Annotated in this window: 28 protein-coding genes, 2 tRNA genes and 1 riboswitch; of the genes, 16 read left to right on the top strand and 14 right to left on the bottom strand. The window is 67.2% G+C overall.

Annotation, left to right across the window (positions count from 1 at the left end; genetic code table 11):
- Nucleotides 1-13: 13 nt before the first annotated feature.
- Both GO591_RS08925 and GO591_RS08920 read right to left on the bottom strand, forming a co-directional pair.
- Nucleotides 14-1,699: a long-chain-fatty-acid--CoA ligase gene (locus GO591_RS08925; RefSeq protein ID WP_157156496.1), complete on the bottom strand. Its 1,686-nt coding sequence runs from the start codon at nt 1,697-1,699 to the stop codon at nt 14-16.
- Nucleotides 1,700-1,741: 42 nt separating this feature from the next.
- On the bottom strand, nt 1,742-1,963 hold the full coding sequence (locus GO591_RS08920) for a hypothetical protein (RefSeq protein ID WP_157156495.1): 222 nt from the start codon (nt 1,961-1,963) through the stop codon (nt 1,742-1,744).
- A 63-nt stretch (nt 1,964-2,026) separates the two neighbouring features.
- Here GO591_RS08920 and GO591_RS08915 point away from each other — a divergent pair, with 63 nt between their 5' ends.
- Nucleotides 2,027-2,530, top strand: coding sequence for a GNAT family N-acetyltransferase (locus GO591_RS08915; protein WP_232466112.1), 504 nt, complete (start codon nt 2,027-2,029; stop codon nt 2,528-2,530).
- A 12-nt stretch (nt 2,531-2,542) separates the two neighbouring features.
- Here the strand turns inward: GO591_RS08915 and GO591_RS08910 are convergent, their stop codons facing one another.
- Both GO591_RS08910 and GO591_RS08905 read right to left on the bottom strand, forming a co-directional pair.
- The gene (locus GO591_RS08910) at nt 2,543-2,764 is read right to left on the bottom strand and encodes a hypothetical protein (RefSeq protein WP_157156494.1); all 222 of its coding nucleotides are present in this window, start codon (nt 2,762-2,764) and stop codon (nt 2,543-2,545) included.
- 89 nt (nt 2,765-2,853) lie between these two features.
- The gene (locus tag GO591_RS08905; protein WP_157156493.1) at nt 2,854-3,771 is read right to left on the bottom strand and encodes an LLM class F420-dependent oxidoreductase; all 918 of its coding nucleotides are present in this window, start codon (nt 3,769-3,771) and stop codon (nt 2,854-2,856) included.
- Between the two features lie 34 nt (nt 3,772-3,805).
- A riboswitch (TPP riboswitch) is annotated at nt 3,806-3,916 on the top strand.
- A gap of 31 nt (nt 3,917-3,947) precedes the next feature.
- Here GO591_RS08905 and GO591_RS08900 point away from each other — a divergent pair.
- The 4 genes from GO591_RS08900 to GO591_RS08885 are packed head-to-tail and all read left to right on the top strand — an operon-like array spanning nt 3,948 to nt 7,222.
- On the top strand, nt 3,948-4,541 hold the full coding sequence (locus GO591_RS08900) for an ECF transporter S component (protein ID WP_232466111.1): 594 nt from the start codon (nt 3,948-3,950) through the stop codon (nt 4,539-4,541).
- A gap of 29 nt (nt 4,542-4,570) precedes the next feature.
- The gene (locus GO591_RS08895; RefSeq protein WP_157156491.1) at nt 4,571-5,980 is read left to right on the top strand and encodes an ABC transporter ATP-binding protein; all 1,410 of its coding nucleotides are present in this window, start codon (nt 4,571-4,573) and stop codon (nt 5,978-5,980) included.
- Nucleotides 5,977-6,762, top strand: a complete 786-nt coding sequence (locus GO591_RS08890; RefSeq protein ID WP_157156490.1) for an energy-coupling factor transporter transmembrane component T family protein — start codon at nt 5,977-5,979, stop codon at nt 6,760-6,762. The genes GO591_RS08895 and GO591_RS08890 overlap by 4 nt, the downstream gene beginning before the upstream one ends.
- Complete coding sequence (locus GO591_RS08885) at nt 6,752-7,222, top strand: nucleoside/nucleotide kinase family protein (RefSeq protein ID WP_157156489.1); 471 nt, start codon at nt 6,752-6,754, stop codon at nt 7,220-7,222. The genes GO591_RS08890 and GO591_RS08885 overlap by 11 nt, the downstream gene beginning before the upstream one ends.
- On the opposite strand, the gene GO591_RS08880 is transcribed toward GO591_RS08885, so the two are convergent.
- From GO591_RS08880 to GO591_RS08855, 6 genes are all read right to left on the bottom strand, one after another.
- Nucleotides 7,223-7,576, bottom strand: coding sequence for a metallopeptidase family protein (locus GO591_RS08880; protein WP_157156488.1), 354 nt, complete (start codon nt 7,574-7,576; stop codon nt 7,223-7,225).
- A complete protein-coding gene (locus GO591_RS08875) occupies nt 7,576-8,037 on the bottom strand; it encodes a DUF2017 family protein (protein ID WP_157156487.1) in 462 nt (153 codons plus the stop codon). Before GO591_RS08875 ends, GO591_RS08880 begins: the two co-directional genes overlap by 1 nt.
- Entirely contained in the window at nt 8,034-8,318 is a 285-nt protein-coding gene (clpS, locus tag GO591_RS08870; RefSeq protein WP_157156486.1) for an ATP-dependent Clp protease adapter ClpS, read from the bottom strand. The genes GO591_RS08875 and clpS overlap by 4 nt, the downstream gene beginning before the upstream one ends.
- A gap of 68 nt (nt 8,319-8,386) precedes the next feature.
- Nucleotides 8,387-8,462 (bottom strand) — tRNA-His (locus GO591_RS08865).
- Between the two features lie 31 nt (nt 8,463-8,493).
- A complete protein-coding gene (gene orn / locus GO591_RS08860; RefSeq protein ID WP_157156485.1) occupies nt 8,494-9,114 on the bottom strand; it encodes an oligoribonuclease in 621 nt (206 codons plus the stop codon).
- Nucleotides 9,115-9,123: 9 nt separating this feature from the next.
- Nucleotides 9,124-9,909 (bottom strand): SGNH/GDSL hydrolase family protein, encoded by a 786-nt coding sequence (locus GO591_RS08855; RefSeq protein WP_157156484.1) that lies wholly within the window; start codon nt 9,907-9,909, stop codon nt 9,124-9,126.
- 140 nt (nt 9,910-10,049) lie between these two features.
- Between GO591_RS08855 and GO591_RS08850 the strand changes: the two genes are divergently transcribed.
- The 4 genes from GO591_RS08850 to GO591_RS08835 all read left to right on the top strand — a co-directional run bounded on the left by GO591_RS08850 (nt 10,050) and on the right by GO591_RS08835 (nt 11,690).
- Complete coding sequence (locus GO591_RS08850; RefSeq protein ID WP_157156483.1) at nt 10,050-10,325, top strand: oligoribonuclease; 276 nt, start codon at nt 10,050-10,052, stop codon at nt 10,323-10,325.
- A gap of 54 nt (nt 10,326-10,379) precedes the next feature.
- On the top strand, nt 10,380-11,129 hold the full coding sequence (locus GO591_RS16130) for a gamma-glutamyl-gamma-aminobutyrate hydrolase family protein (RefSeq protein WP_157157846.1): 750 nt from the start codon (nt 10,380-10,382) through the stop codon (nt 11,127-11,129).
- A tRNA-Arg gene (locus GO591_RS08840) sits at nt 11,092-11,164 on the top strand. Before GO591_RS16130 ends, GO591_RS08840 begins: the two co-directional genes overlap by 38 nt.
- A gap of 1 nt (nt 11,165) precedes the next feature.
- Nucleotides 11,166-11,690: a gamma carbonic anhydrase family protein gene (locus tag GO591_RS08835; RefSeq protein ID WP_157156482.1), complete on the top strand. Its 525-nt coding sequence runs from the start codon at nt 11,166-11,168 to the stop codon at nt 11,688-11,690.
- An 11-nt stretch (nt 11,691-11,701) separates the two neighbouring features.
- Here GO591_RS08835 and GO591_RS15785 read toward each other — a convergent pair whose 3' ends face one another.
- Both GO591_RS15785 and GO591_RS08825 read right to left on the bottom strand, forming a co-directional pair.
- A complete protein-coding gene (locus tag GO591_RS15785; RefSeq protein ID WP_198295446.1) occupies nt 11,702-12,730 on the bottom strand; it encodes a hypothetical protein in 1,029 nt (342 codons plus the stop codon).
- 65 nt (nt 12,731-12,795) lie between these two features.
- Nucleotides 12,796-13,752 carry a DMT family transporter gene (locus tag GO591_RS08825; protein WP_167139252.1) on the bottom strand — a complete coding sequence of 319 codons (957 nt, stop codon included), beginning with the start codon at nt 13,750-13,752 and terminating at the stop codon, nt 12,796-12,798.
- A gap of 95 nt (nt 13,753-13,847) precedes the next feature.
- On the opposite strand from GO591_RS08825, the gene msrA reads away from it, so the two are divergent.
- The 5 genes from msrA (at nt 13,848) to GO591_RS08800 (ending at nt 17,819) form a co-directional block, all read left to right on the top strand.
- A complete protein-coding gene (msrA, locus tag GO591_RS08820; protein WP_157156480.1) occupies nt 13,848-14,375 on the top strand; it encodes a peptide-methionine (S)-S-oxide reductase MsrA in 528 nt (175 codons plus the stop codon).
- An 81-nt stretch (nt 14,376-14,456) separates the two neighbouring features.
- The gene (locus GO591_RS08815) at nt 14,457-14,678 is read left to right on the top strand and encodes a methyltransferase (protein WP_157156479.1); all 222 of its coding nucleotides are present in this window, start codon (nt 14,457-14,459) and stop codon (nt 14,676-14,678) included.
- Nucleotides 14,679-14,898: 220 nt separating this feature from the next.
- Nucleotides 14,899-15,465 carry a single-stranded DNA-binding protein gene (locus GO591_RS08810; protein WP_157156478.1) on the top strand — a complete coding sequence of 189 codons (567 nt, stop codon included), beginning with the start codon at nt 14,899-14,901 and terminating at the stop codon, nt 15,463-15,465.
- A 171-nt stretch (nt 15,466-15,636) separates the two neighbouring features.
- A complete protein-coding gene (ettA, locus tag GO591_RS08805; protein WP_157156477.1) occupies nt 15,637-17,319 on the top strand; it encodes an energy-dependent translational throttle protein EttA in 1,683 nt (560 codons plus the stop codon).
- A gap of 11 nt (nt 17,320-17,330) precedes the next feature.
- Nucleotides 17,331-17,819, top strand: coding sequence for an acyl-CoA thioesterase (locus tag GO591_RS08800; RefSeq protein ID WP_157156476.1), 489 nt, complete (start codon nt 17,331-17,333; stop codon nt 17,817-17,819).
- 102 nt (nt 17,820-17,921) lie between these two features.
- Here the strand turns inward: GO591_RS08800 and GO591_RS08795 are convergent, their stop codons facing one another.
- Nucleotides 17,922-18,809, bottom strand: a complete 888-nt coding sequence (locus GO591_RS08795; RefSeq protein ID WP_157156475.1) for an acyl-CoA thioesterase — start codon at nt 18,807-18,809, stop codon at nt 17,922-17,924.
- 21 nt (nt 18,810-18,830) lie between these two features.
- Here GO591_RS08795 and GO591_RS08790 point away from each other — a divergent pair, with 21 nt between their 5' ends.
- Complete coding sequence (locus tag GO591_RS08790; protein ID WP_157156474.1) at nt 18,831-19,505, top strand: DUF8185 domain-containing protein; 675 nt, start codon at nt 18,831-18,833, stop codon at nt 19,503-19,505.
- A 21-nt stretch (nt 19,506-19,526) separates the two neighbouring features.
- Here GO591_RS08790 and GO591_RS08785 read toward each other — a convergent pair whose 3' ends face one another.
- Nucleotides 19,527-21,200 (bottom strand): FAD-binding dehydrogenase, encoded by a 1,674-nt coding sequence (locus GO591_RS08785; RefSeq protein ID WP_232466109.1) that lies wholly within the window; start codon nt 21,198-21,200, stop codon nt 19,527-19,529.
- A 107-nt stretch (nt 21,201-21,307) separates the two neighbouring features.
- Between GO591_RS08785 and GO591_RS08780 the strand changes: the two genes are divergently transcribed.
- The gene (locus tag GO591_RS08780; protein ID WP_157156473.1) at nt 21,308-22,183 is read left to right on the top strand and encodes an SDR family oxidoreductase; all 876 of its coding nucleotides are present in this window, start codon (nt 21,308-21,310) and stop codon (nt 22,181-22,183) included.
- The last annotated feature ends 25 nt before the right edge of the window (nt 22,184-22,208 follow it).

Genomic DNA, 22,208 nt, shown 5'->3' with positions numbered 1-22,208 from the left:
GTCAGCCGAGCGGTTAGTCAGCGCCGATCAGCTGTGCGCGCACCTTGCGCCGCAGCACCTTGCCGATGATCGACTTCGGCAGTTCCTCGACCTCCAGAACGCGGCGCGGAACCTTGTACGGGGTCAGCAGCCCGCGGGCATAATCGCGGATGGCGTCCTCATCAAGCACTGCTCCCGGCTTCATGACCACCGCGGCGACGACGTCCTCGCCGCTGTGCTCGCTCGGCAGCCCGATCACCGCGACGTCGGCCACGCCCGGGGCGCTACGGAGGGCGTCCTCGACCTCGGAGGGCGCGACATTGAATCCGCCGGTAATGATCAGTTCCTTGATCCGGTCGACGATGCGCACGAATCCTGCCTCATCGATCGTGACGATGTCGCCGGTGCGGAACCAGCCATCGGCGAACGCTTCCGCGGTCGCTTCGGACTTGCCCCAGTAGCCGCTGAACACCTGCGGCCCGCGCACCACCAGTTCCCCCTCGGATCCGGCCGGGACATCGACGGTGGGGTTCTCCGGATCGACGACCCGGCACTCGGTGTTCGGCAGCGGCAGCCCGACGGTGCCGGCGACCCGGTTCTCCGCGACGGGGTTCGCCATCAGCACGGGCGAGCATTCCGACAGCCCGTAGCCCTCGACGAGGTAACCGCCGGTGGCTGCTTCCCATGGTGCGACGACCTTCTCGGACAGCGGCATGGCACCGGAGATGGCGATCTGGATGCCCTCGAGCGATACCCCCTGTTCGGCGGCAGCCGTGGTCAGCCGCTCGTAGATCGGCGGAACCGCGGGCAGGAATGTCGGGGGGTGCTTGCGCATCGCCTTCAATGTCAGATCCGGGTCGAACTTCGGGAACAGCACCAGGCGGGCGCCCATGCTCATCGCAAAGGTGAGGCACAGCGTCAGGCCGTACGCGTGGAACATCGGCAGCACCGCGTACACGACCGCCGAGCCACGCTTGATCGTCGGCACCCACGCACGCGACTGGGCGGCGTTCGAGGTCAGGTTCAGGTGGGTGAGGGTGGCGCCCTTGGGGCTGCCGGTCGTCCCGCTGGTGTACTGGATCAGCGCGACATCCGACGCCTGCGGCCGCGGCGCGTCCGCCCGCAGCGGCTCGTTCGCGACCAGCTTCTCCCAGGGCACCGTTCCGGAAACCCTGGTGGTGAGCGCTTCACGCGAGGTGCGCGCCTTCTTCACCGGCAGCCTAAGCATCGCGCGCATCACCGGTGGCATCGCCTTGGTGATGTCGACCGAGACGATGGTGCGCACGGCGACGTCCTCGGGGAATCCCTGGATGGATTCGACGACCTTGTCCCACGCGATCACCACCTTCGCGCGGTGGTCCTCGAACTGGTGCCGCAGTTCCCGTGGCGTGTACAGCGGGTTGTGCTCGACCACGATGGCCCCGAGTCGCTCGACCGCGTAGAACGCGACGATGTGCTGCGGAGCATTCGGCAGCACGATGGCGACCGGGTCACCCTTCTGCACGCCGATGCGGCGCAGGCCTTCGGCGGCACGGGCGATCTGGTCGGAAAGGCTGGCGTAGGTGGTCTCCGCCCCGAAGAACTCGAGCGCGACCTGGCTCGGGTAACGCTGTGCTGACTCCTCGACGATGTCGAACAGGCTGCCCTCGGGCAGTTCGATGTCGTGGGGAACACCGGGGGCATAGCTGGACAGCCAGGGACGGGGAGTGTCGATAGTCACTCGTCTATTCTGCCGTCATCCGAGCTGTCGGCTGATCGATCCTCAGTCGACGGCTTCGCCCTGCGTTTCAATGAACTGAACGTCATCGTCGCTCAGTCGCCACGGACCGGCCTCCGGAAGCTGGACTCCGGCCTCATCGGCGATCGCCTGCGCGACATCGGACGGAAGGTCTTCATCGAGGTTGGCGAGAATCCAGTGCTTTGCGTCGACATCAAGATTCGGCCACCACTGCTCCGCGGGAGGGAGGGCGTTCTGGTTGCTCATGGCTCCATGCTCGCACTTTGAGTTTCGGCGGGGTAGGGATGCCGCGGCGATTACGCTCAGAGGGTGACTGTGCTGCGGATGATGACCATCGACGACTTGCCCGTGGTAGTGCAACTGAACAACCATGCCTATCCTGCCGTTCCCATCACGCCGCTCGCCGAGATGGCTGAACTGACCCGGCTCGCCGATGTGGCGATGGTCGTCGACGATGACGGCGACCTGCTCGGCTTCGTGCTCGCGTTCCACCCGGGCTCACCGTACGACAGCGAGAACTATCGGTTCTTCGAGCAACGCGGCACCGACAGCCTGTACGTGGATCGCATCGTGATCGCCGAATCGGCTCGGTCGCAGGGCCTCGGCGCGGTGCTCTACCAGGCGGTCTTCCAAGCCGCCCGCGCAGAGGGCCGTGAGGAGGTGACCTGCGAGGTCAACGTCGACCCGCCGAACCCCGGTTCGATGGCGTTCCACGAGCGGCTCGGGTTCCGCGAGGTGGGCAGGCAGGCGACGAAAGGTGGCGCGGTGACCGTTGCTCTGCTGGCCGCTCCGGTCACCGAATCCAGCGACTGAATTCGGTCGAACTCAGTGCCGGCGCACGCTCGCGACGGCCTCGTCGAACCGGTGCTTCTGGCTGATCTCCACGGCATGATGAAGATCGGATCCGCTGAGCGCCACATAGATTTCGCCGGCGCGGACCACGAACCCCAGCGTGTCGTTCTCAGAGAGAACTGCCCACGTGTCGTCACTGATGAGGCTGAGATCGGCGGTCGACTTACTGCTTCGTTTTTCGGGGAAGATCACCATTGCTCCCTCCGTCGGGTCTACCCACTAAGGGGGTGGAATCATTACAGCACCAACGGTGCGATCCGAGAAGGCGAACCGGTAATCCGGCGTCAAACGACGGGGATGACGTCGGCGGCGATGAACGCCAGGTGGTCCAGATCGTGCAGATCCAGGATCTGCAGGTAGACCCGGTCGGCGCCGAGTTCACGCAGCCGGCCGATCGTGTCAGCGGCCTCGGTCGCGGTGCCGGCGATGTTGCCGTGCCGGAAGGTGTCCGGGTCGCGGCGGATCGCTTCCGCCCGGCGCCGGTAGTCGGCTTCGGTCCGGCCGACCGCGCACGTCAGCGCAGCCGAATAGGTGATGCTGGCCGGGTCACGCCCGATGGATTCTGCTGCCTCCCGCACAGCGCTGAATCGGGCGCCGATCGTTGTCTCGTCCTTGAAGGCGATGTTGAACTCGGCGGCGAACCGGGCTGCGAGCGCGGGCGTCCGGGTGGGGCCGGTGCCGCCGACGATGATCGGCAGCGGTGACTGCACGGGCTTCGGCAGGCCAGGGGCATCCTGCAACCGGTAGTGCCTGCCCTCGAAATTGAACGTCTCGCCGACGGGCGTGGACCAGAGCCCGGAGACGATCTCGAGCTGTTCCTCCAGATGCCCGAAGCGTTTGTGCGGGAAGGGGATGCCGAGGGCCTTGTGTTCTGCCTCGAACCAGCCGGTGCCGAGCCCCAGCTCGATGCGACCGCAGGACATCTCGTCGACCTGGGCCACCTGGATGGCGAGGATGCCGGGATGACGGAAGGTGACACTGGAGACCAGGGTGCCCAGCCGGATCCGGCTGGTCTCCCGGGCGAGGCCGGCGAGCGTGGTCCAGGCGTCGGTGGGCCCGGGCAAGCCGTCGAGTCCCATGCCCAAGTAGTGGTCGCTGCGGAAGAAGCCGTCGAAGCCGAGTTGCTCGGTCGCCTGGGCGACGGCGAGCAGGTCGGAGTAGCTGGCACCCTGCTGCGGTTCGGTGAAGATCCGGAAGTCCATACGCGGAGCGTACTGGTCGGCATGGCGATAGAATGAGCACGAACACGGGAGTCCGGTGAGCCGGGCTGAGAGGAAGCTTCTCCAAGCTTCGACCGTCGAACCTGATCTGGATCATGCCAGCGCAGGGAGTGACTGAATCTCTTAAACCCGTGCCGTTTCTACCGAAAGGCACGACCTTGACCAAGCAGATTTCTTACCGATGGCGCGTCGTCGACATCGTCGTCGCCAGCGTGATCGGCGTGGCCAGTGGGGTGATCTTCCTCGTCTGGAACATCGCCTACCAGGTGCCCGGCGGCCTGCTGGAGACACTGCTGCCCGGGCTGCAGGGCTTCATGAACGGCGGATGGCTGTTCGCGGGAGTGCTGACCGGGCTGATCATCCGCAAGCCCGGAGCGGCGCTGTACGGCGAACTGCTCGCCGCCGCGGTGTCCGCGCTGATCGGCAACCAGTGGGGGGCGCTCACCCTGGTTTCCGGCCTGATTCAGGGCCTCGGCGCCGAACTCGTGTTCGCCGCGTTCCTGTACGCCAACTGGCGGGTCTTCGTCGCGGTCCTTGCCGGCGCGGCATCCGGGCTCACCGGCGCGCTGAACGACCTGGTCCTCTGGTTCGCGGGCGCCGACGTGCCGTTTGCCACGATGTACGTGGCCAGCTCGATCATCTCCGGCGCGCTGCTCGCGGGAGTGCTGCCATGGCTGGCCGCGCGCGGGCTCGCGAGAACCGGGGCGCTGAACCGGTTCGCCGCCGGCCGTGAAGCGAGGGCAGCGGTCTGACCGTCACCGATACCGGCACCGCTGCGGGCGTGCGCGCTCGCGGCTGGGGCTGGCGTCATGCCGGGCGCACCGAGTGGGCCGTCCGTGACCTCGACCTGGTCATCGAACCGGGGGAGCGCGTGCTGCTGCTCGGAGCGTCCGGGGCAGGCAAGTCCACGCTGATCCATGCGCTCGCCGGGGTGCTCGGCGGTGCCGACGAAGGTGAGCAGGTCGGAAGTCTTGAGGTCGACGGTGTTCCGGGGCTGGTGCTGCAGGACCCGGACAGCCAGGTCGTGCTCGCGCGCGTCGGTGACGACGTGGCATTCGGATGCGAGAACCTCGGTGTTCCGCCAGAGCAGATTTGGCCACGCGTGCGTCAGGCGCTCGACGCCGTCGGCCTGGACCTGCCGCTCGATGCGCCCACCAGCGCGCTCTCCGGCGGGCAGAAGCAGCGCCTCGCGCTCGCGGGCGTGCTGGCGATGCGTCCTGGGCTGTTGCTGCTGGATGAGCCCACTGCGAATCTCGACCCCGTCGGGATCGCTGAGGTGCGCGATGCCGTCGGTCGGGTGCTCGACAGTTCTGGTGCCACGCTCGTCGTGATCGAACATCGGGTCGCCGTCTGGCGTGACCTGGTCACACGGGTTGTCGTGCTCGGTGACGGGGGAGTGCTCGCCGACGGCACACCGGATGCGGTCTTGGCGGGACGGGGTGAGGAGCTTGCCGGGATGGGCGTCTGGGTCCCCGAGTTCCCGCCGCCGCTGCCCCAGCGTTCGCGGCTTCCCGCCGGGGCGCCGCTGGTTCGGGCGCGGCAGCTTGCCGTCGCCCGGGTGCGCGGCCAGATTGTGCGTGAAGGGATCGACGCTGACGTGGTCGCGGCAGGCTGCCTTGCGATCACGGGACGAAACGGCGCGGGCAAGTCCACACTCGGACTCACGCTCGCCGGGCTCCTTGCTCCCGCTGACGGAACACTCGAGGCGGCTGCCGAGCTGAGCGCCGGGCTCGACCGGACGCCGGTGCGCTGGCGCAGTCGTGACCTGCTCACCCGCATCGGCACGGTCTTCCAGGATCCCGAGCACCAGTTCCTCGCCGGCTCGGTGCGCGCCGAACTCGAGGTCGGACCGCGTGCGCTCGGATTGCCCGAGGCAGAAATCTCCGAACGGGTGGACGGGCTGCTCGACCGGTTGCGGCTGACTCACCTCGCCGCGGCGAACCCGTTCACCCTGTCCGGCGGGGAGAAGCGACGATTGAGCGTGGCGACCGTGCTTGCCACCCGTCCGCGCGTGCTCGTGCTGGATGAGCCGACCTTCGGCCAGGATGCGAAAACCTGGGCCGAGCTGGTGGCTCTGCTCGCCGAATTGATGGATGGCGGCAGTGCCGTCGTGGCAATCACCCACGACGCCGACTTCGTGGCCGCGCTGGCCGATGTGGAGCTCGTGCTCGGCGAGGCGGTGACCGCATGACCTTGACCGCGCCCACCGTGCGCAGCACTCGCGCGATCGACCGGATCAATCCGGTGGCGAAGCTTGCCGCCGCCTTCCTGCTCAGCTTCTGCCTGGTGCTCAGCGTCGACTGGGTGTCCGCCTCGGTCGCCCTGCTGCTTGAAGCGCTGCTGCTGCCCTTCGCGGGACTCAGCTGGCGGCAGTTCTGGCTGCGCACCTCGCCGGTGTGGGTCGCGGCGCCGCTGACGGGCGTGACGATCGCGTTGTACGGACAGAGTTCAGGCCAGGTGCACTGGGAGTTCCTGCTGGCCAGGGTCAGTGACGGCTCGCTGGAACTCGCGCTGGCCACGATGTTGCGGGTGCTGGCGATCGCCCTTCCCGCGGTCGTCTTGTTCGTCACCATCGACCCGACGGACCTGGCCGATGGGCTCGCCCAGGTCCTCCGGTTGCCCGCGCGCTTCGTGCTCGGCGCCCTTGCTGGGCTTCGCCTGATCAGCCTGTTCTTCGACGACTGGCGATCGCTTGAATTGGCGCGCCGGGCCCGCGGCGTCGCTGACCGAGGACGGATCCGAAGGATGCTCGGCCAGGCCTTCGCCCTGCTCGTGCTGTCGATCCGCCGGGGAAGCAAACTTGCCACGGCCATGGAAGCCCGCGGTTTCGGCTCGTCACGCACGCGCACCTGGGCGCGGCCGTCCAGGTTCCGATCCGCCGACTGGGCGGTTGCCGCCAGCGGCCTGGTGGTCGGGGCGACGGCGATCGCGACATCCGTGGCGACCGGGAACTGGAACTTCATTGTCGGCTGAACGGATCCTCATCGATGGCCGGTCAGGCTCCGGGAAGTCCGACCTGGCCCGGGCGATGACCGCGGGCTGGCCCGAGGCGCAACTCGTGCGCCTGGATGACATCTACCCGGGCTGGGACGGGCTGGAGGCGGGCAGCGCCCACGTTGCCCAGCATGTGCTGAGCGCCCGTCCGCGCTGGCGGCGCTGGGACTGGGTGACCGGCCGGCCGGCCGAGTGGCACGAGTTGGACGCCGACCGGCCGATCATCGTCGAGGGTTGCGGGGCGTTGTCACGGGCGAACCGGGCGCTCGCGGACTGGGCGATCTGGGTCGAACTCGACGATGCGACCCGCAAGCAGCGGGCGCTGGACCGGGATGGCGAGGCTTACGCGCCGCATTGGGAGCGGTGGGCTGCTCAGGAGCTGCTGTTCATCGAACGGGAGAACCCGCGGGCGCTGGCCGACGAAGTGCTCTACCGCTGATCAGGCCCAGCCGAGCTCGTGCAGGTGCTGGTCGTCGATGCCGTAGTAGTGCGCGATCTCGTGCACCAGGGTCACGTGGATCTGGTCGCGCAGCTCGTCCAGGTCAGCGCTGATGTCGAGCAACGGTTCCCGGAACAGGATGATCCGGTCGGGCAGTTCGCCGAAACCGTACTGGCCTCGTTCGGTGACCGCGACCCCGTCGTACAGTCCGAGCAGGTCGAGGCTGCCATCTTCCGGGCGGTCTTCGACGACGAAGACGACATTGTCGAGGCCGTCGACCATGTCGTCGGGCAGCAAGTCGAGCTCATCGACCACGAGAGCCTCGAACTCCTCGGCATCCAGCTCGAGGGCCATCAAGCGTCCACGACCTGCAGCATCGAGTCCTGAAGGAATCCGAGCCAGTCGAAGGCGTTCCGCAGGAAGCGGGCCTCATCACTCGAGTCGTCGCCCTCGTCGCCGTCGTTCTCGATGCCCAGTCGTGAGGCGATCACCAGCCGGATGTCGGTGAGCGCTCTCAGCCAGTCAAGCGACTGCGTGGTGTCGAGTCGCACCGCCGGGCCGACGGACTCGGCCACGAAGCGCACCGCGGATGCCTTGCGAGCGGCGAGTTCGTTCTCGGTGAGCCGGCGGAACTCGGCAGCGGAATCCGGGTCGTTCAGGTAGGCATCCGGCAGCAATCGCGCACGCGCCGGATCGGTCGCTTCGTCGCTCTCGAGAAGTTCGGCGACCTGCGCGGCCAGATCCTGCAGAACCGCCACTTCGATGTCGACGAACTCGGCGACCAGGTCATCGCCGTCCCGACGCCACGGGGTCATGCCGCGGTCTTCTCTAGCGTGGCCCATAGCCCGTATCCGTGCATCGCCTCGACATGCCGTTCCATCTCTTCACGTCCGCCGCTTGCGACGACCGCGCGCCCGTCGTTGTGCACCTGCAGCATCAGCCGTTCGGCTTCGGGCGGAGGGAAGCCGAAGTAGCTGCGGAAAACGAAGGTGACGTAGGACATCAGATTCACGGGGTCGTTCCAGACCACGGTCATCCAAGGCCGGTCCGTCGTGCGCTGGCCGTGAACGTCAGGCCGGTCGAGCGTGCGGGGCATACCTCAAGCCTTGCAGAGTTGGAACGGACATGCGAAAGGCCCGACCGAAGTCGGGCCTTTCTACTAAGTGGGGTGAACGACGGGACTCGAACCCGCGACATCCGGCACCACAAGCCAGCGCTCTACCAACTGAGCTACGCCCACCATGTTTGCCATTGGCAACCAGAAGAGTCTATTACAACCGCGACTCCCATTTGGACACCACGGACGCAGATATTGCCTGCACGTCTTCGGTGGTCGGTCCGGGCTCGGTGACGAAGCCCGCCCGACGGTAGTAATCGAGCTCTCGGATCGACTCCAGGATGTCGGCAAGCGCACGGTGCCCGCCGTTCTTCACCGGCGCGTTGAAGTACACGCGGGGGAACCAGCGGCGGGAGAGTTCCTTGATCGTGGACACGTCGATGTTGCGGTAGTGCAGGTGGCCGTCGACGCGCGGCATGTACCTGGCCAGGAATGCCCGATCGGTGCCGATCGTGTTGCCGGCCAGCGGCGCCTGCTGTTCGGTGGGCACGTGCTGCAGGATGTACTCGAGCACCTCGTACTCCGCCTCTGCGAGCGACACCCCGTTCGGGATGAGGTCGATCAAGCCGCTCTCGGTGTGCATGTTGCGCACGAACTCGCTCATGTTGTCGAGGGCGGACTTGTCGGGGTTGATGACGATCTCGAATCCGGGGTGCACGGGTTCCAGGTCGAAGTCGGTGATCACCACGGCGACCTCGACGAGTTCATCGACCTCGACGTCGAGTCCGGTCATTTCACAGTCGATCCAGACGAGGCGATCCGAGGCGTTTGACATTCCCCGATTCTATCGCGGGGCGCTGACCCTGACCGGCGACGGGAGCTTCGGCGACAGGCCGTCGCCTGCCGAGATGCCCCGCAACCGGCGGCCGACCCACGGCAGCGCATAGCGGCGGAGCCAGGGGAGGGTCGCGAGCGGTGCGGCCGACGAGGGGAGGGGGCTGACGTCGGTGGCGCCCAGCTCGAAGTACGGCACGCCCAGGCAATGCGCGGCTCGGGATGCCAGCAGCCGGTGTCCCGCTGCGGTCAGGTGCACGCGGTCCTCGGCCCACATCAGGCGGTTGTGGAACTCCCGGATGCCCCAGACATCCAGCATGAAGGTGCCGTGGGTACGGGCGATTGACCACAGGTGCCCGTTGAACACGGCGGCCCGGCCGCGCAGGGGCTTGAGGAAGATCGCAAACTGCGGATCGAAGCAGTTGGCCAGCAGCACATCGGCACCGGCGGCACGAAGCGAGGTGATGCCGGATTCGAGCTCGGCGGCGAGGTTGTCCGGGTCGGCCCGGGCCCCCATCAGATCGTTTCCACCGATCATCACTGACACCAGATCGGCTTTCAGATTGATGGCGCCCGGGATCTGGTTCTGTACGACGTCGGCCACGCGGCGGCCGCGCACGGCCAGGTTGGCGAACTCGATGCTGCGACCCCCGATGCGGGCGTTGCCGTCGAGGATTCGGGCGAGGCGATCCGCCCAGCCGAGCCATGCCTCACCAGGGGTGGAGCCCGGGTCACAGAAGCCCTCCGTGATCGAGTCTCCGACTGCAACGTATCGCCGCCAGGGTGTGTCACTCACGATGACAGTGTCTCCGCGCGGCGGGGCCCGTGGGTGTCGCCGCTCACGGGTTCGCAGAAAGTTCAGCATCCGTACACACAGCAGCTGTCCACGCCGCGGTTTCCTCTGCGTTCCTGCCTCCCTTCTGATAGGACTGTCACATGGCAGAGAACACCCCCGTGGTTCCGCGCGGTGAGCAGTATGTGGTCTTCTTCAAGGGCGGTGCGTTCGACGGTCAGATCGAACGTCGCGTGGCCGGCGAAGGCGGCTGGGACGACGAGATCACCGTGCTCGCGTCCGTCGATGGCACCGAGACGATGCTCGTCTACCAGGCGCAGACCGCTCGCGAGGTCGGCAATCAGGTGCAGGTGACCTATCTGTGGGACGCCATCGACAGCGACGAGGTCGAAGATCTCGACGAGCGCAACGAGCACTGAGGCTCCGTGACCGGGGACGAGGCTGTTCGACCGCGGATCGCGGTCGCGTACTCGATGGATGCGGATGCGGCGACGCCCGCTTTCCGCTCACAACTGCACGCGCTGGCGCGGGGCGCGCTGGATGCTCTGAATGGTGTGGGTGCCGACGTGGTGCTGGTCGATTCCAGCCGATCCACTGAGGACCCGCAGCAATTGGTGAGCGATGTCGATGGCGTGCTGATCCTCGGCGGTGCCGACGTGGACCCCGCCGCGTACGGCGAGGAACCGGCGGTCGACAACCTGTACGCGGTGGACCCGGCTGCCGATGCGTTCGAAATCGACCTGGCGCGCCGTGCGCTTGATGACGGTGTCCCGCTGCTCGGCATCTGTCGGGGGATGCAGTTGATGAACGTCGCCGCGGGCGGGAGCCTCGTGCAGGATCTCGGCCGGGGAACCATGCACAACGTCCCGGGGGAGGGTGCGCCGCTCGTTGACCATGACGTCGCCGTCGAACCCGAATCGCGGTTGGGTCAGTTGTACGCCCGGCAGGTGCTCCGCATCCGTTCCGGTCACCACCAGGCGGTGGACCGGCTAGGTGCCGGCCTGCGGGTCACGGCTTGGGCGGCTGACGGGATCACCGAGGCACTTGAGTCGGTGAACGGTTCCTGGGCGGTCGGCGTGCAGTGGCATCCGGAAGATCCCGACGGCGACCCGGCACAACTCGAGACACTCGTGGCCGCGTTCACCAGGCAGGCAGCCGAATGGCGGTATCGTGATAAATCGCCCGGCCCCCGTAGCTCAGAGGATAGAGCAGGAGCCTTCTAATCTCTTGGTCGCAGGTTCGATTCCTGCCGGGGGCGCATGACTGAGCACGCACCGCTGCTGCGAACCATTGCCGGATACACCCCTGAAGTGGATGCCGAGGCCTGGGTGGCCCCGAACGCCGCCCTGCTGGGCGACGTGCATATCAGCCGGAAGGCGAGCATCTGGTACGGCGCCGTGCTGCGCGGCGACCGCGACCGGATCAGCGTGGGCGAGGGCGCGAACCTGCAGGATAGTGTCGTCGTGCACTGCGACCCGGGCAAGCCGACCACCGTCGGCGCCTACGTCTCGGTGGGACACCGGGCGGTGCTGCACGGTTGCACCATTGGCGACGGCTCGCTGATCGGTATGAGCGCAACGGTGCTGAACGGCGCGGTGATCGGTGACGAGACCCTGGTTGCCGCCGGAGCTGTGGTGCTCGAGGGCACGATCGTGCCGCCACGATCGCTGGTCGCCGGAGTCCCGGCGAAGGTACGCCGCGAACTCACCGACGAAGAAGTAAGCGGCCTGCGTGCGAACGCAGACCGCTACCTCGAGATCACCGCGCTGCACTCGGGGGAGTGAGCGGGCTTCGTTCAGTCGTCGGTGGGCGGGTTGATCCGCTGGCGCACCGTGTTCGCGGTCACCGGGGAGGAATAACCCTCCGTAGAAGTGGCCGACTCGCGTGCGAAGTCCGACGCCTCGGCCGGGCTGACCGGCGTCGCTGCGTTGGCAGGAGCAGCGCTGGCAGGAGCTGCGCCGGCCGGAGCTGCGCTGGCCGGAGCCGCGGTGGCGCCAGCCGCGCTCGACGGAGATGCCGGCGCGAACGGCTGCATCACGGGAGCGGCGGTCGTCGGCAGCGCAGACTCGGACCGCGGGGCGGCAAACACGTCGTCGCGGTGGATGGTGACAGGCTTCTGGTCGCGAGCGGGCGCCTGAGTCGAATCACCGACTGAATCGGCAGCACGCGATGTGGCGAGCGAGGCGATGGTCGGTGCCGCGGGCGACGCGGCCGGTGCAGCTGGCGTCGTCGACGTGCGCTCCGGCAGGGCTGCTGCGGCAACCTGGGCGGCGCGGTTGGAAGCGGCCCATTCCTGCTGCTGCACCGACAACTCCTGCTCCGGCGTCGGCTGCGAGTACTTCCACTGCTCAAGGTCGAACTTGAACTGCTTGCGGGCCCGGGCGGGCTTGTGCTGCCACTCGACCAGCCGGTCGCGGAACTCGTCGAGAGTCTGCTCGGCCTGGAAGCTGAAGATTGCGGAGTTCTTCTTCATCTCCGCGAGCTGGTGCGCTGCCCAGTCGGCTGCGGCTGCGGCACCCGCCACCGGCAGCAGACGCACGCGGGCGTCGGCCTCGCCGATCAGGTTGTCGTAGTGCAGCTGCTCCTGCGTGCTGAGGGTGTTCCAGCTCGCCGCCTTGCGGCCAACGCCGATCAAGGCCGACACGGCGGCCGCCTTCAATTCACGATCCTGGAAGGTGATCACTCGCTTGGTCGAGGCGCGCCCAATCAGGGCGGCGACGATACCTGCGACGAGGATCGCCAGGAACGGGAAGACGGCGGTCGTGAGAACGCTCCAGCCATCTTCGGAAGTGAGCCAGTCAACGAGGTCATTCCACCACTGCATGGTTGGCACGATACCCACAAGGTGGGGACAGTTCGCGTAACGACAGGCGGGGATGCCCGATTCGGTCAACGGCCGGATGTCGCGGCTTTCGGCTCGGGGAGGGCGAGGTCGGCATCCACCACGACCTTGCCCGCCCTGGCCGTCTGGGCCAGCACAATGCCGGCCAGCACCACGCCCGCGCCGATGAGCTGCACGACGTCGAGGGTCTCGCCAAGCCACAACCAGGCGAACAGGAACGCGAACAGCACTTCGGACGAGGCGACGACGCCCGCGGCAGTTGCGGTGAGGTGTCGCAGTGCGAGGAACGACAGCACGAACGGCGCAAACGAGCCGAGCACGATGACCCAGAGCAGCACCAGGATCATCGGCAGCTCGATCGCCGAGAGCGCGCCGCCGAGCGAGACTTCAGCGGTGAACGTGGAGACCTCGATTCGCCACCAGCCGCTGAGTACACCCCAGAACACCGTGGCGGCCGTCATCGTCCAGAACGCGACGGTGAGCGGAGGGATCGTCGACACCTGCTTCTCGCCGCCGATGAAGTAGATGGTCAGGGAGACCGCGGCAGCCAACGCCATCACGACGCCGAGCGGATTCAGCTCACTGGACCAGACGCGCGCGACCAGAGCGAGCCCAACCAGCACGCAGCCGATCGCGACCCAGAGCCGTGCCCTGACCGGCTCCTTGAAGAAGAAGAAGGCGATCACCGCGACCAGCAACACGGCCATGTATTCGAGCAGCAGCGCGATTCCGACGGGCAGCAGCTGGACCGCGACAGCGTAGGTCGCCTGCAGCAGGGCAACCCCGAAGACGCCGAGCAGGGCCAGTCGGATGAGCTGGCGTCCGCTGATCCGGAACGCGCCACGATCGATGACCAGGAGCACGCCACCGGCGAGCAAAGCGGTGCCGAGCACCCGGAACTGCGTCAACTGCACCGGATCAAGCCCGGACGCCATGACAACCTTGCTGGCGCTTCCATTCAGACCGAAGAGCACTGCGGCGAGCAGCGCGTAGAGGTAGCCCACGTCAGCAGTTGGTGCGGGTCGGCCGGAGACATCCGGTGCTCCCAAGACCCTGTGACCTGTGGGCGCTCATCATGAGCACAGCATAGGGTTCTCCCATGCAGACTTTCGTGCTCGCCGGTGGCTGTTTCTGGTGTCTCGACGCGGTTTACCGCACGTTGGACGGGGTATCCGAGGTGGTGTCGGGATACACCGGCGGCGCCACACCCCGCCCGAGCTATGAACTGGTGTGCACCGGCACGACCGGCCACGCCGAGGCGGTGGCCGTCACCTTCGACGAGAACGTGATTCCGGCAGAGGTCATCCTCGATGTCTTCTTCACCTTGCACGACCCGCGCCAGCTGAATCGTCAGGGCAACGACATCGGAACCCAGTACCGCTCGGCGATGTTCTACACGGATGACGCGCAGAAGCAACTGTTCGAGCAGGCTCTCGAGCGTGCGTCCGGCTACTGGGACGGCGGCATCGTGACCGAGTTGGCGCCGCTCGGCGAGTTCTTCGTCGCCGAGGACTACCACCAGGACTTCTTCGCCAAGAACCCCGGCCAGGGCTACTGCATGGCGGTGGCACTGCCCAAGGTCAATAAGATCCGGTCGAGCTTCTCGCAATACGCACGCGCCGTCTGACCGGCGCTCTGGCCGAGCCGCCCCGCAGGGTCGACCGGTGACGGCTTCCGGCGTAGCGTCGCTTGCAACGGAGGTTCAACGATGAATGACACCGCAGCACAGCGCGAGTTCCTGCAGACCTGGGTGGCGATCGGCCCGGCCGGGGCGATCGGCTCGATCCACCGGATGGAGAACGGCTACACCTTCCGGCTGATCGGGGATGACGCGAGTCGCGGCGTGTATCCGTCGCTGGAAGTCGCGAAGAGCGCATTGCAGGCGAGCCTGCCGGTTGGTTCTGAGCGGCCCGAGTATCGGGAACATTGAACGGGTAGGTGACCGGGACAATCAGCCCACTTGTCCTCCCCAGGGCCGATCCGCCACCGCCATCCCCACTTCCCGAAGTTCGTTCGACAGCGCGCCGGGCTCTGGTCGCACACTGGGCTCACGGACCCCGGGCGTGACACTCCCGGCACGAATATCGCGGTCGGGGTCCTCCTCCCACCCACCGGCACGGCTACGGCCTGCCACGGAGAACGGACCCACCATGACCGACATGATCACCGTCACCGGCGTCGTCGCCACGGAGCCGACGAAGTTCGTCACCAGCGCCGCCGTCCCGATCACGAGCTTCCGGCTCGCCTCCAACCAGCGGCGGTACGACCGCGGCAAGCAGGAATGGGTCGACGTCGGTACGAACTGGTACGGCGTGAGTGCCTTCCGGGCGCTCGCGCTGCACGCGCTCGTGTCCCTCCACAAAGGCGAACGAGTGGTCGTCACCGGAAGGCTCAAGGTGCGCGAATGGACCGCCGGCGAGAAGAACGGCACCGCAGTCGAGATCGACGCCGAGTCAATCGGTCACGATCTGACCTTCGGCACCAGCATGTTCACGCGGTCGGCCGTCTCTGGCAACCAGCAACAAGCTGATCCCCAGGCTGCCGTGCCTTCCCACTACGACGGGGCGCCGACCGGCGACGCACGTGAGTCGGATGTCATCGGCGGTGACGAGCGTGAAGGTGCGGAGGAACAGGATGCCGACGGGCAGCCGTCCGCCGAGCGCGAGCATGCCGCCGCACACGCCGCCGAGAGCACGCTCAGCGCGACCCCGTTCTGAGAGTCGGTTCAACGGAGCGTGTGCGATGCCGTTTCGGGCCGCGTTCGACACCCCGATCCGGGCAGCGTTCGACACCCCGATCCGGGCAGCGTTCTCAGGCCCCGCGCTGAGGCCCCGCCGTGGCCCGGCTGCGGAGCGTGTTGTCAGTTGATCCCGCCTAGACTGATCGGCATGGCCGAATACATTTACTCGATGGTCCGCGCCCGTAAGGCAGTTGGCGACAAGCTCATCCTCGACGACGTCACGATGGCGTTCCTGCCCGGAGCGAAGATCGGAATGGTCGGCCCGAACGGTGCCGGTAAGTCCACGATCCTGAAGATCATGGCGGGCCTGGACACTCCGAGCAACGGTGAGGCCAAGCTGTCGCCCGGCTTCAGCGTCGGCATCCTGATGCAGGAGCCGGTGCTCGACGAAACCAAGACCGTTCTCGAGAACGTGCAAGAGGGCGTCGGCGAGATCAAGGCCAAGCTCGACCGGTTCAACGAGATCTCGGCCGCGATGGCCGAGCCGGATGCCGACTTCGACGCGCTGCTGGCCGAGATGGGCTCCCTGCAGGAGGAGATCGACGCAGCCGACGCCTGGGACCTCGACTCCCAGCTCGAACAGGCAATGGATGCGCTGCGTTGCCCGCCCGGCGACGCCGAGATCAGCTTCCTCTCCGGTGGTGAGAAGCGCCGTGTCGCACTCTGCAAGCTGCTGCTGCAGAAGCCCGACCTGCTGCTGCTGGATGAGCCCACTAACCACCTCGACGCCGAAAGCGTTCTCTGGCTCGAGCAGCACCTGCAGCAGTACCACGGCGCCGTCATCGCGATCACCCACGACCGGTACTTCCTCGACCATGTTGCACAGTGGATCGCCGAGGTCGACCGTGGCCGGCTGTACCCGTACGAGGGCAACTACTCGACCTACCTCGAGAAGAAGGCCGAGCGCCTTCAGGTGCAGGGCAAGAAGGACCAGAAGCTCGCCAAGCGGCTCGCCAATGAGCTCGAGTGGGTTCGCTCGAACGCCAAGGGTCGTCAGGCCAAGTCGAAGGCGCGTCTGGCTCGCTACGAAGAGATGGCGACCGAGGCGGAGCGCACCAGGAAGCTTGACTTCGAGGAAATCGTGATCCCCGCCGGTCCCCGGCTCGGGCAGATCGTGATCGACGCGAAGAAGCTGCAGAAGGGCTTCGATGACCGCGTGCTCATCGACGGGCTGACCTTCACGCTTCCCCGCAACGGCATCGTCGGCGTGATCGGCCCGAACGGCGTCGGCAAGACCACGCTGTTCAAGACCATCGTCGGCCTGGAGCCGCTCGACGGCGGCGACCTCAAGTTCGGCGACACCGTGCAGATCTCCTACGTCGACCAGAGCCGCGCGGGTATCGACCCGAACAAGTCGCTCTGGGAGGTCGTCTCCGATGGGCTGGACATCATCCAGGTCGGCAAGACCGAGATCCCGTCGCGGGCCTACGTCTCGCAGTTCGGGTTCAAGGGGCCTGACCAGCAGAAGAAGGCAGGTGTGCTCTCCGGTGGTGAGCGCAACCGGCTGAACCTCGCGCTGACCCTGAAGCAGGGCGGCAACCTGCTGCTGCTCGATGAGCCGACCAACGACCTCGACGTCGAAACCCTCTCCAGCCTCGAGAACGCGCTGCTCGAGTTCCCCGGCTGCGCGGTGGTCATCACCCACGACCGGTGGTTCCTCGACCGAATCGCGACGCACATCCTGGCCTACGAGGGCACCGACGAAGAGCCCGGGAACTGGCACTGGTTCGAGGGCAACTTCGAGTCCTACGAGCAGAACAAGATCGAACGTCTCGGGCCGGACGCGGCGAAGCCGCACCGCTCGACCTACCGCAAGCTCACCCGCAGCTAGGCCGCGGACCGATGGCACGGTTGCATGTCCCGATCCGGGTGCGCTGGTCGGATCTGGATGCTTACGGTCACGTCAACAATGCCTCGATGCTGCGCCTCCTGGAGGAGGCGCGCATCCAGGCGTTCTGGCTCGACGAGTCCCTCGTGGGCGGCGAGCACGCCGTCGGAGCTTCCACTGCGGTGATTGCTGCCGGACCTGAGGCCGACACCGTGACCCTGATCGCCCGGCAGGAGATCGAGTATCTCGGGGCAGTACCGTACCTGCGGCAACCGCTCGATGTGCAACTGTGGATCGGTCGCCTCGGCGGGGCGAGCCTCGACGTCTGCTACGAGGTCTGCACGCCACTCGGCGCGGAACCGTTCGCGGTGTACGCCCGAGCGACGACAACGGTTGTGCTCGTGGACTCCCGACAGGGAACACCCCGACGGATCAGCGCGCACGAGCGGGAAGCCTGGCTGCCCTACGTCGACGAGCCGGTTAAGTTCAAGCACGCCCGCTGACCGCGAACCGTAACCAGGGCAATCCCGGCGCGCAGTGCCAAACAAACCTGCCCGGTTCTTGCCCTGGCTCAGCTCTCGAACTGGCTCAGCTCTTGTACTGGCTCAGCTCTTGTACTGCGGGAGCCGAACCATGCCCTCCTGGGCGACACTCGCGACGAGCACGCCGTCACGCGTGTAAAACCGGCCGAGAGACAGCCCGCGACCACCGGTGGCGCTCGGCGACTCCTGCACGTACAGCAGCCACTCGTCGACTCGCGCCGGTCGGTGCCACCACATGGCGTGGTCGAGGCTCGCGGTCTTGAGTCCCGGTGTGATCCACGCGATCCCGTGCCGGCGGAAGATCGGCTCGAGGAGCGAGTAGTCACTGCCGTAGGCGAGCGCGGCACGGTGCAGGTTCGGGTCATCCGGCATTGTGCCCATCGCGCGCATCCAGACGGCCTGATGCGCAACCCGCTCGCCGTCGGCGCTGAAGTACACCGGACCCTCGACGTGGCGCAGGTCGAACGCCCGACCCTGCGCGAACTGCGCAGCCGTCTCACCGGCACCCACCGCGACGAGGATGTTCTCAATCGTTGGCAGGCTGTCCGGCTCGGGAATGTCATCCGGCATCTCGACCTGGTGTTCCAGTCCGACATCCTCGGTCTGGAACGACAGGATCATCGACAGAATTGGCAGTCCATGCTGGTAAGCCTGCACCCGCCGGGTGCTGAACGAGCGACCGTCGTGAATGCGGTCGACCGAGAACGTGATCGGCAGGTCGCTGTCGCCGGCACGCAGGAAGTAGCCGTGCAGTGAGTGCACCGTCCGGTCGTCGACCGTGCGCATCGCGGCGACCAGGGACTGCGCGAGAACCTGGCCACCGAAGACCCGGCCATGCGGCATCCTCTGGCTTGGTCCGGTGAAGATGTCCTCGCTGGTCCGGGCGCCGGTGTCGACGAGATCGAGCGTGTGCAGCATGCCGCCGAGGGCGGTGGGAGTCAGGTCGGTCATCGCATGTAAGTTTAGAAGCAGATGAGCAGCACATTTACCCTCGTGGATTCCTACGCCCTCGACGACCTTCACACCCTTCTCGGCCGTGCCGCGCGGGTCGAAGAGGGATCCGTCCGGTTGATCGCCGACTCGGCGGTGCTCGCCGTCTACGTCGCCGTGCTCTACCCGATCGGCCTGATGGACGAGACTCCGACGGTGCTCGGCCTGCGCACGTTCGCCCTCGCTGAGACGGCGACCTTTGACGAGGTCGTTCCGGTGCGTTCACTGATCGAGCGGCTGGAACGCAAGAAGGGCGAGGTCACCGATCCCGCCGCCCCGGTCGAGATGACGCTGCCGCTCGGCGTGAACACTGTGACCTGGACCGCGATCACCCCGCCCCGAGGCGGCTGGGAGCGTCGCGGTCAAGCGGACGCCTCGGTGCTGGATGCCTCCGCCCGTGCCGGCATCGACCAGGTTGCCGGGGCCGTGCCGAACGGCGCCGGTGAGCAGATCGTGCACAAGGTGCGCAGCGATGTCTGGGGACGCGGAATCGACGGTCTCGAGCACGTGCCCGCCGGTGCGGCGTTCGCCGCCGTGAGCCTCGGCTTCCTCGCCGACGATGAGGTCAGCCTGCATGAGACCGGTCCGTGGACCCGTCTCAGCACCGCCCGCGGCCACGTGCTGGTCAAGCGGCGGTCCTGGTCGATCGCGCCCTGACCGCGCGCTGAGCTGGACCCGTCACAGGCTCGCGGCAATCGCCCGTCCGGTGACCCGCCCGGTGAACAGGCAGCCGCCCAGGAACGTGCCTTCGAGTGAGCGGTAGCCATGCATGCCGCCCCCGCCGAAGCCGGCCGCTTCTCCGACCGCGTACAGGCCGCGCATGGGTTTCTTGTCCACGCCGAGTACCCGCCCGCTGAGGTCGGTCTGCAGTCCGCCGAGCGTCTTCCTGGTCAGGGTGTGCAGCTTCACCGCAATCAGCGGGCCTGAACGCCGGTCGAGGATGCGGTGCGGGCTGGCTACCCGGATCAGCCGGTCGCCCCGGTAGTTCCTGGCCGCCCGCACCGCCGTCAGTTGGCTGTCCTTGCCGAATCGGTTGTCGAGCGCGCGATCATGGGACTCGATCTCGGTGCGCAGGCTGGTCAGATCGATCTCGACGTCGGGGGAGAGTGCCTGCATGCCGCCGAACAGTTCGTCGAGGGTGTCGGCCACGACGAAGTCGGACCCGTTCTTCTTGAATGCCTCGACCGGCCCTGGCGCGCCGGGACCGAGCCGCCGCAGCAGCCGGGCGATGCTGCGGCCGGTGAGATCCGGGTTCTGCTCACTGCCCGAGAGGGCGAACTCCTTCTCGATGATCTTCTGGGTGAGCACGAACCAGCTGTGGTCGTAGCCCACCCGGCGCAGGTGCGCGAGTGTGCCCAGCGTGTCGAAGCCGGGGTAGAGCGGGCCTGGCAGTCGCCGTCCGCGCGCGTCAAACCAGAGCGAGGACGGCCCTGGCAGGATCCGGATGCCGTGGCCTGCCCACACCGGATTCCAGTTCGTGATGCCCTCGGTGTAGTGCCACATCCGATCCCGGTTCACCAGTCGCGCCCCGGCAGCCTCCGCGATGCCCAGCATGCGGCCGTCGACATGGGCAGGCACGCCCGAGAGCATCGACGCCGGTGGGGTTCCCATCCGGCTCGGCCAGAATTCACGCACCAGGTCGTGGTTGCCGCCGATGCCACCGCTCGCCACCACGACCGTGCGCGAGTGCAGTTCGAACTCATCGACGACCTCCCGGTTGCTCGCGAAGCCACGGCCCGCGTTGTCGGGGCGCAGCACGGTGCCGCGCACGCCGACGACCGCCCCGTTTGAGACAACCAGCCCGTCGGCCTTGTGCCGGTAGCGGATGTCGCACATTCCGCGGCGGATGCCGACCCTGACCCGCTCGATGAACGGTGCCAGCAGGGCTGGTCCTGTGCCCCAGACGATGTGGAAGCGGGGGACTGAGTTGCCGGGGCCGGCCGCCCCTCCGCCACCGCGTTCCGCCCAGCCGACGATCGGAAACACCTTCACGCCGATCTCGGCGAGCCAGTCGCGTTTCTCGTTCGCGGCGAAGGCGACGTAGGCCTCCGCCCAGGCGCGCCCCCAGTCGTCGTCCTCGCGGTCGAAGCCCGCCGTGCCGTGCCAGTCCTGCCGGGCGAGGGCGTGGCTGTCGCGCACACCCATCCGGCGCTGCTCGGGGGAGTTCACGAGAAACAGGCCGCCGAACGACCACCACGCCTGGCCGCCCAGACTTGCCTCCGGCTCCTGCTCGAGGATGATCACCCGCCGTCCGGCGTCGAGGAGCTCAGCCGCGGTGACGAGACCGGCCAGCCCCGCGCCGATGATGATCGTGTCGAAGGTTCCGGTCATGCCGGGCGTGGGTCGGGGCATCCGTCGCTCCTTCGTCGGGGTGAACGATTCTGCCCAATCTAACGATCCGGGGGAATGCCCCGCGGCGGCAACCGGTTGCAGTCGGGGATCCAACCGAAAGGAACCTCATGACAATTGCCGTGACCGGAGCTACTGGACACCTCGGACGCCTCGCCATCGACGCCCTGCTGGAACGGGGAATCGAAGCCGCCGACCTGATTGCGGTCGGCCGTTCGGCCGACAAACTGGCGGCGCTCGGTGCTCTCGGCGTGCAGACCCGTCAGGCAGAGTACTCCGACGAGGCATCCCTCACGGCTGCCTTCGCCGGCGCCGACAAGCTGCTCATGATCTCGGGCAGCGAGGTCGGCCAGCGCGTAGCCCAGCATACGAACGTGCTCGAGGCGGCCAAGGCAGCAGGGATCAAGCAGGTGGCCTACACGAGCACCCCTGATGCGCAGGAGACGACGCTGGTGCTCGCCCCCGAGCACAAGGTGACCGAGCAGTTGATCATCCAGTCCGGCATCCCGTTCACCTTCCTGCGGAACGGCTGGTACACCGAGAACTACGCGCAGACCATCGAGGCCGCGCGCGTGACCGGCGCAATCGTCGCAAGCGTCGGCGACGGCCGCGTGGCGAGCGCCTCGCGCAAGGACTACGCCGAGGCAGCCGCCGTGGTGCTGACCGAGTCCGGCCACGAGGGCGCCGTGTACGAGCTTGCCGGCGACATTGCCTGGCACTACGACGAGCTCGCATCGACGATCGGTGAGCTGATCGGTCGACCCGTGGTCTTCCGCGACGTACCCGCCGAGGAACTCATCGCGCACCTCGTCGAGGTCGGCCTGGACCAGGGCACCGCGGGCTTCCTTGCGGCGCTGGACGGAAACATCCGGGAGGGCATCCTGGAGGTCATGACCGGTGACCTGTCCCGGTTGATCGGCCGGCCGACCACGTCCCTCGCCGATGGTCTGGCCGAGCTGGTGCGCTCCACGGAGGCGGCCGCCTAAGGCGCTGGGCTCAGCCGCACCCTGC

It is taken from the genome of Diaminobutyricimonas sp. LJ205 (assembly GCF_009755725.1).
Taxonomy (GTDB): Bacteria; Actinomycetota; Actinomycetes; order Actinomycetales; family Microbacteriaceae; genus Ruicaihuangia.
This window is presented reverse-complemented; position numbering and strand designations above follow the sequence as displayed.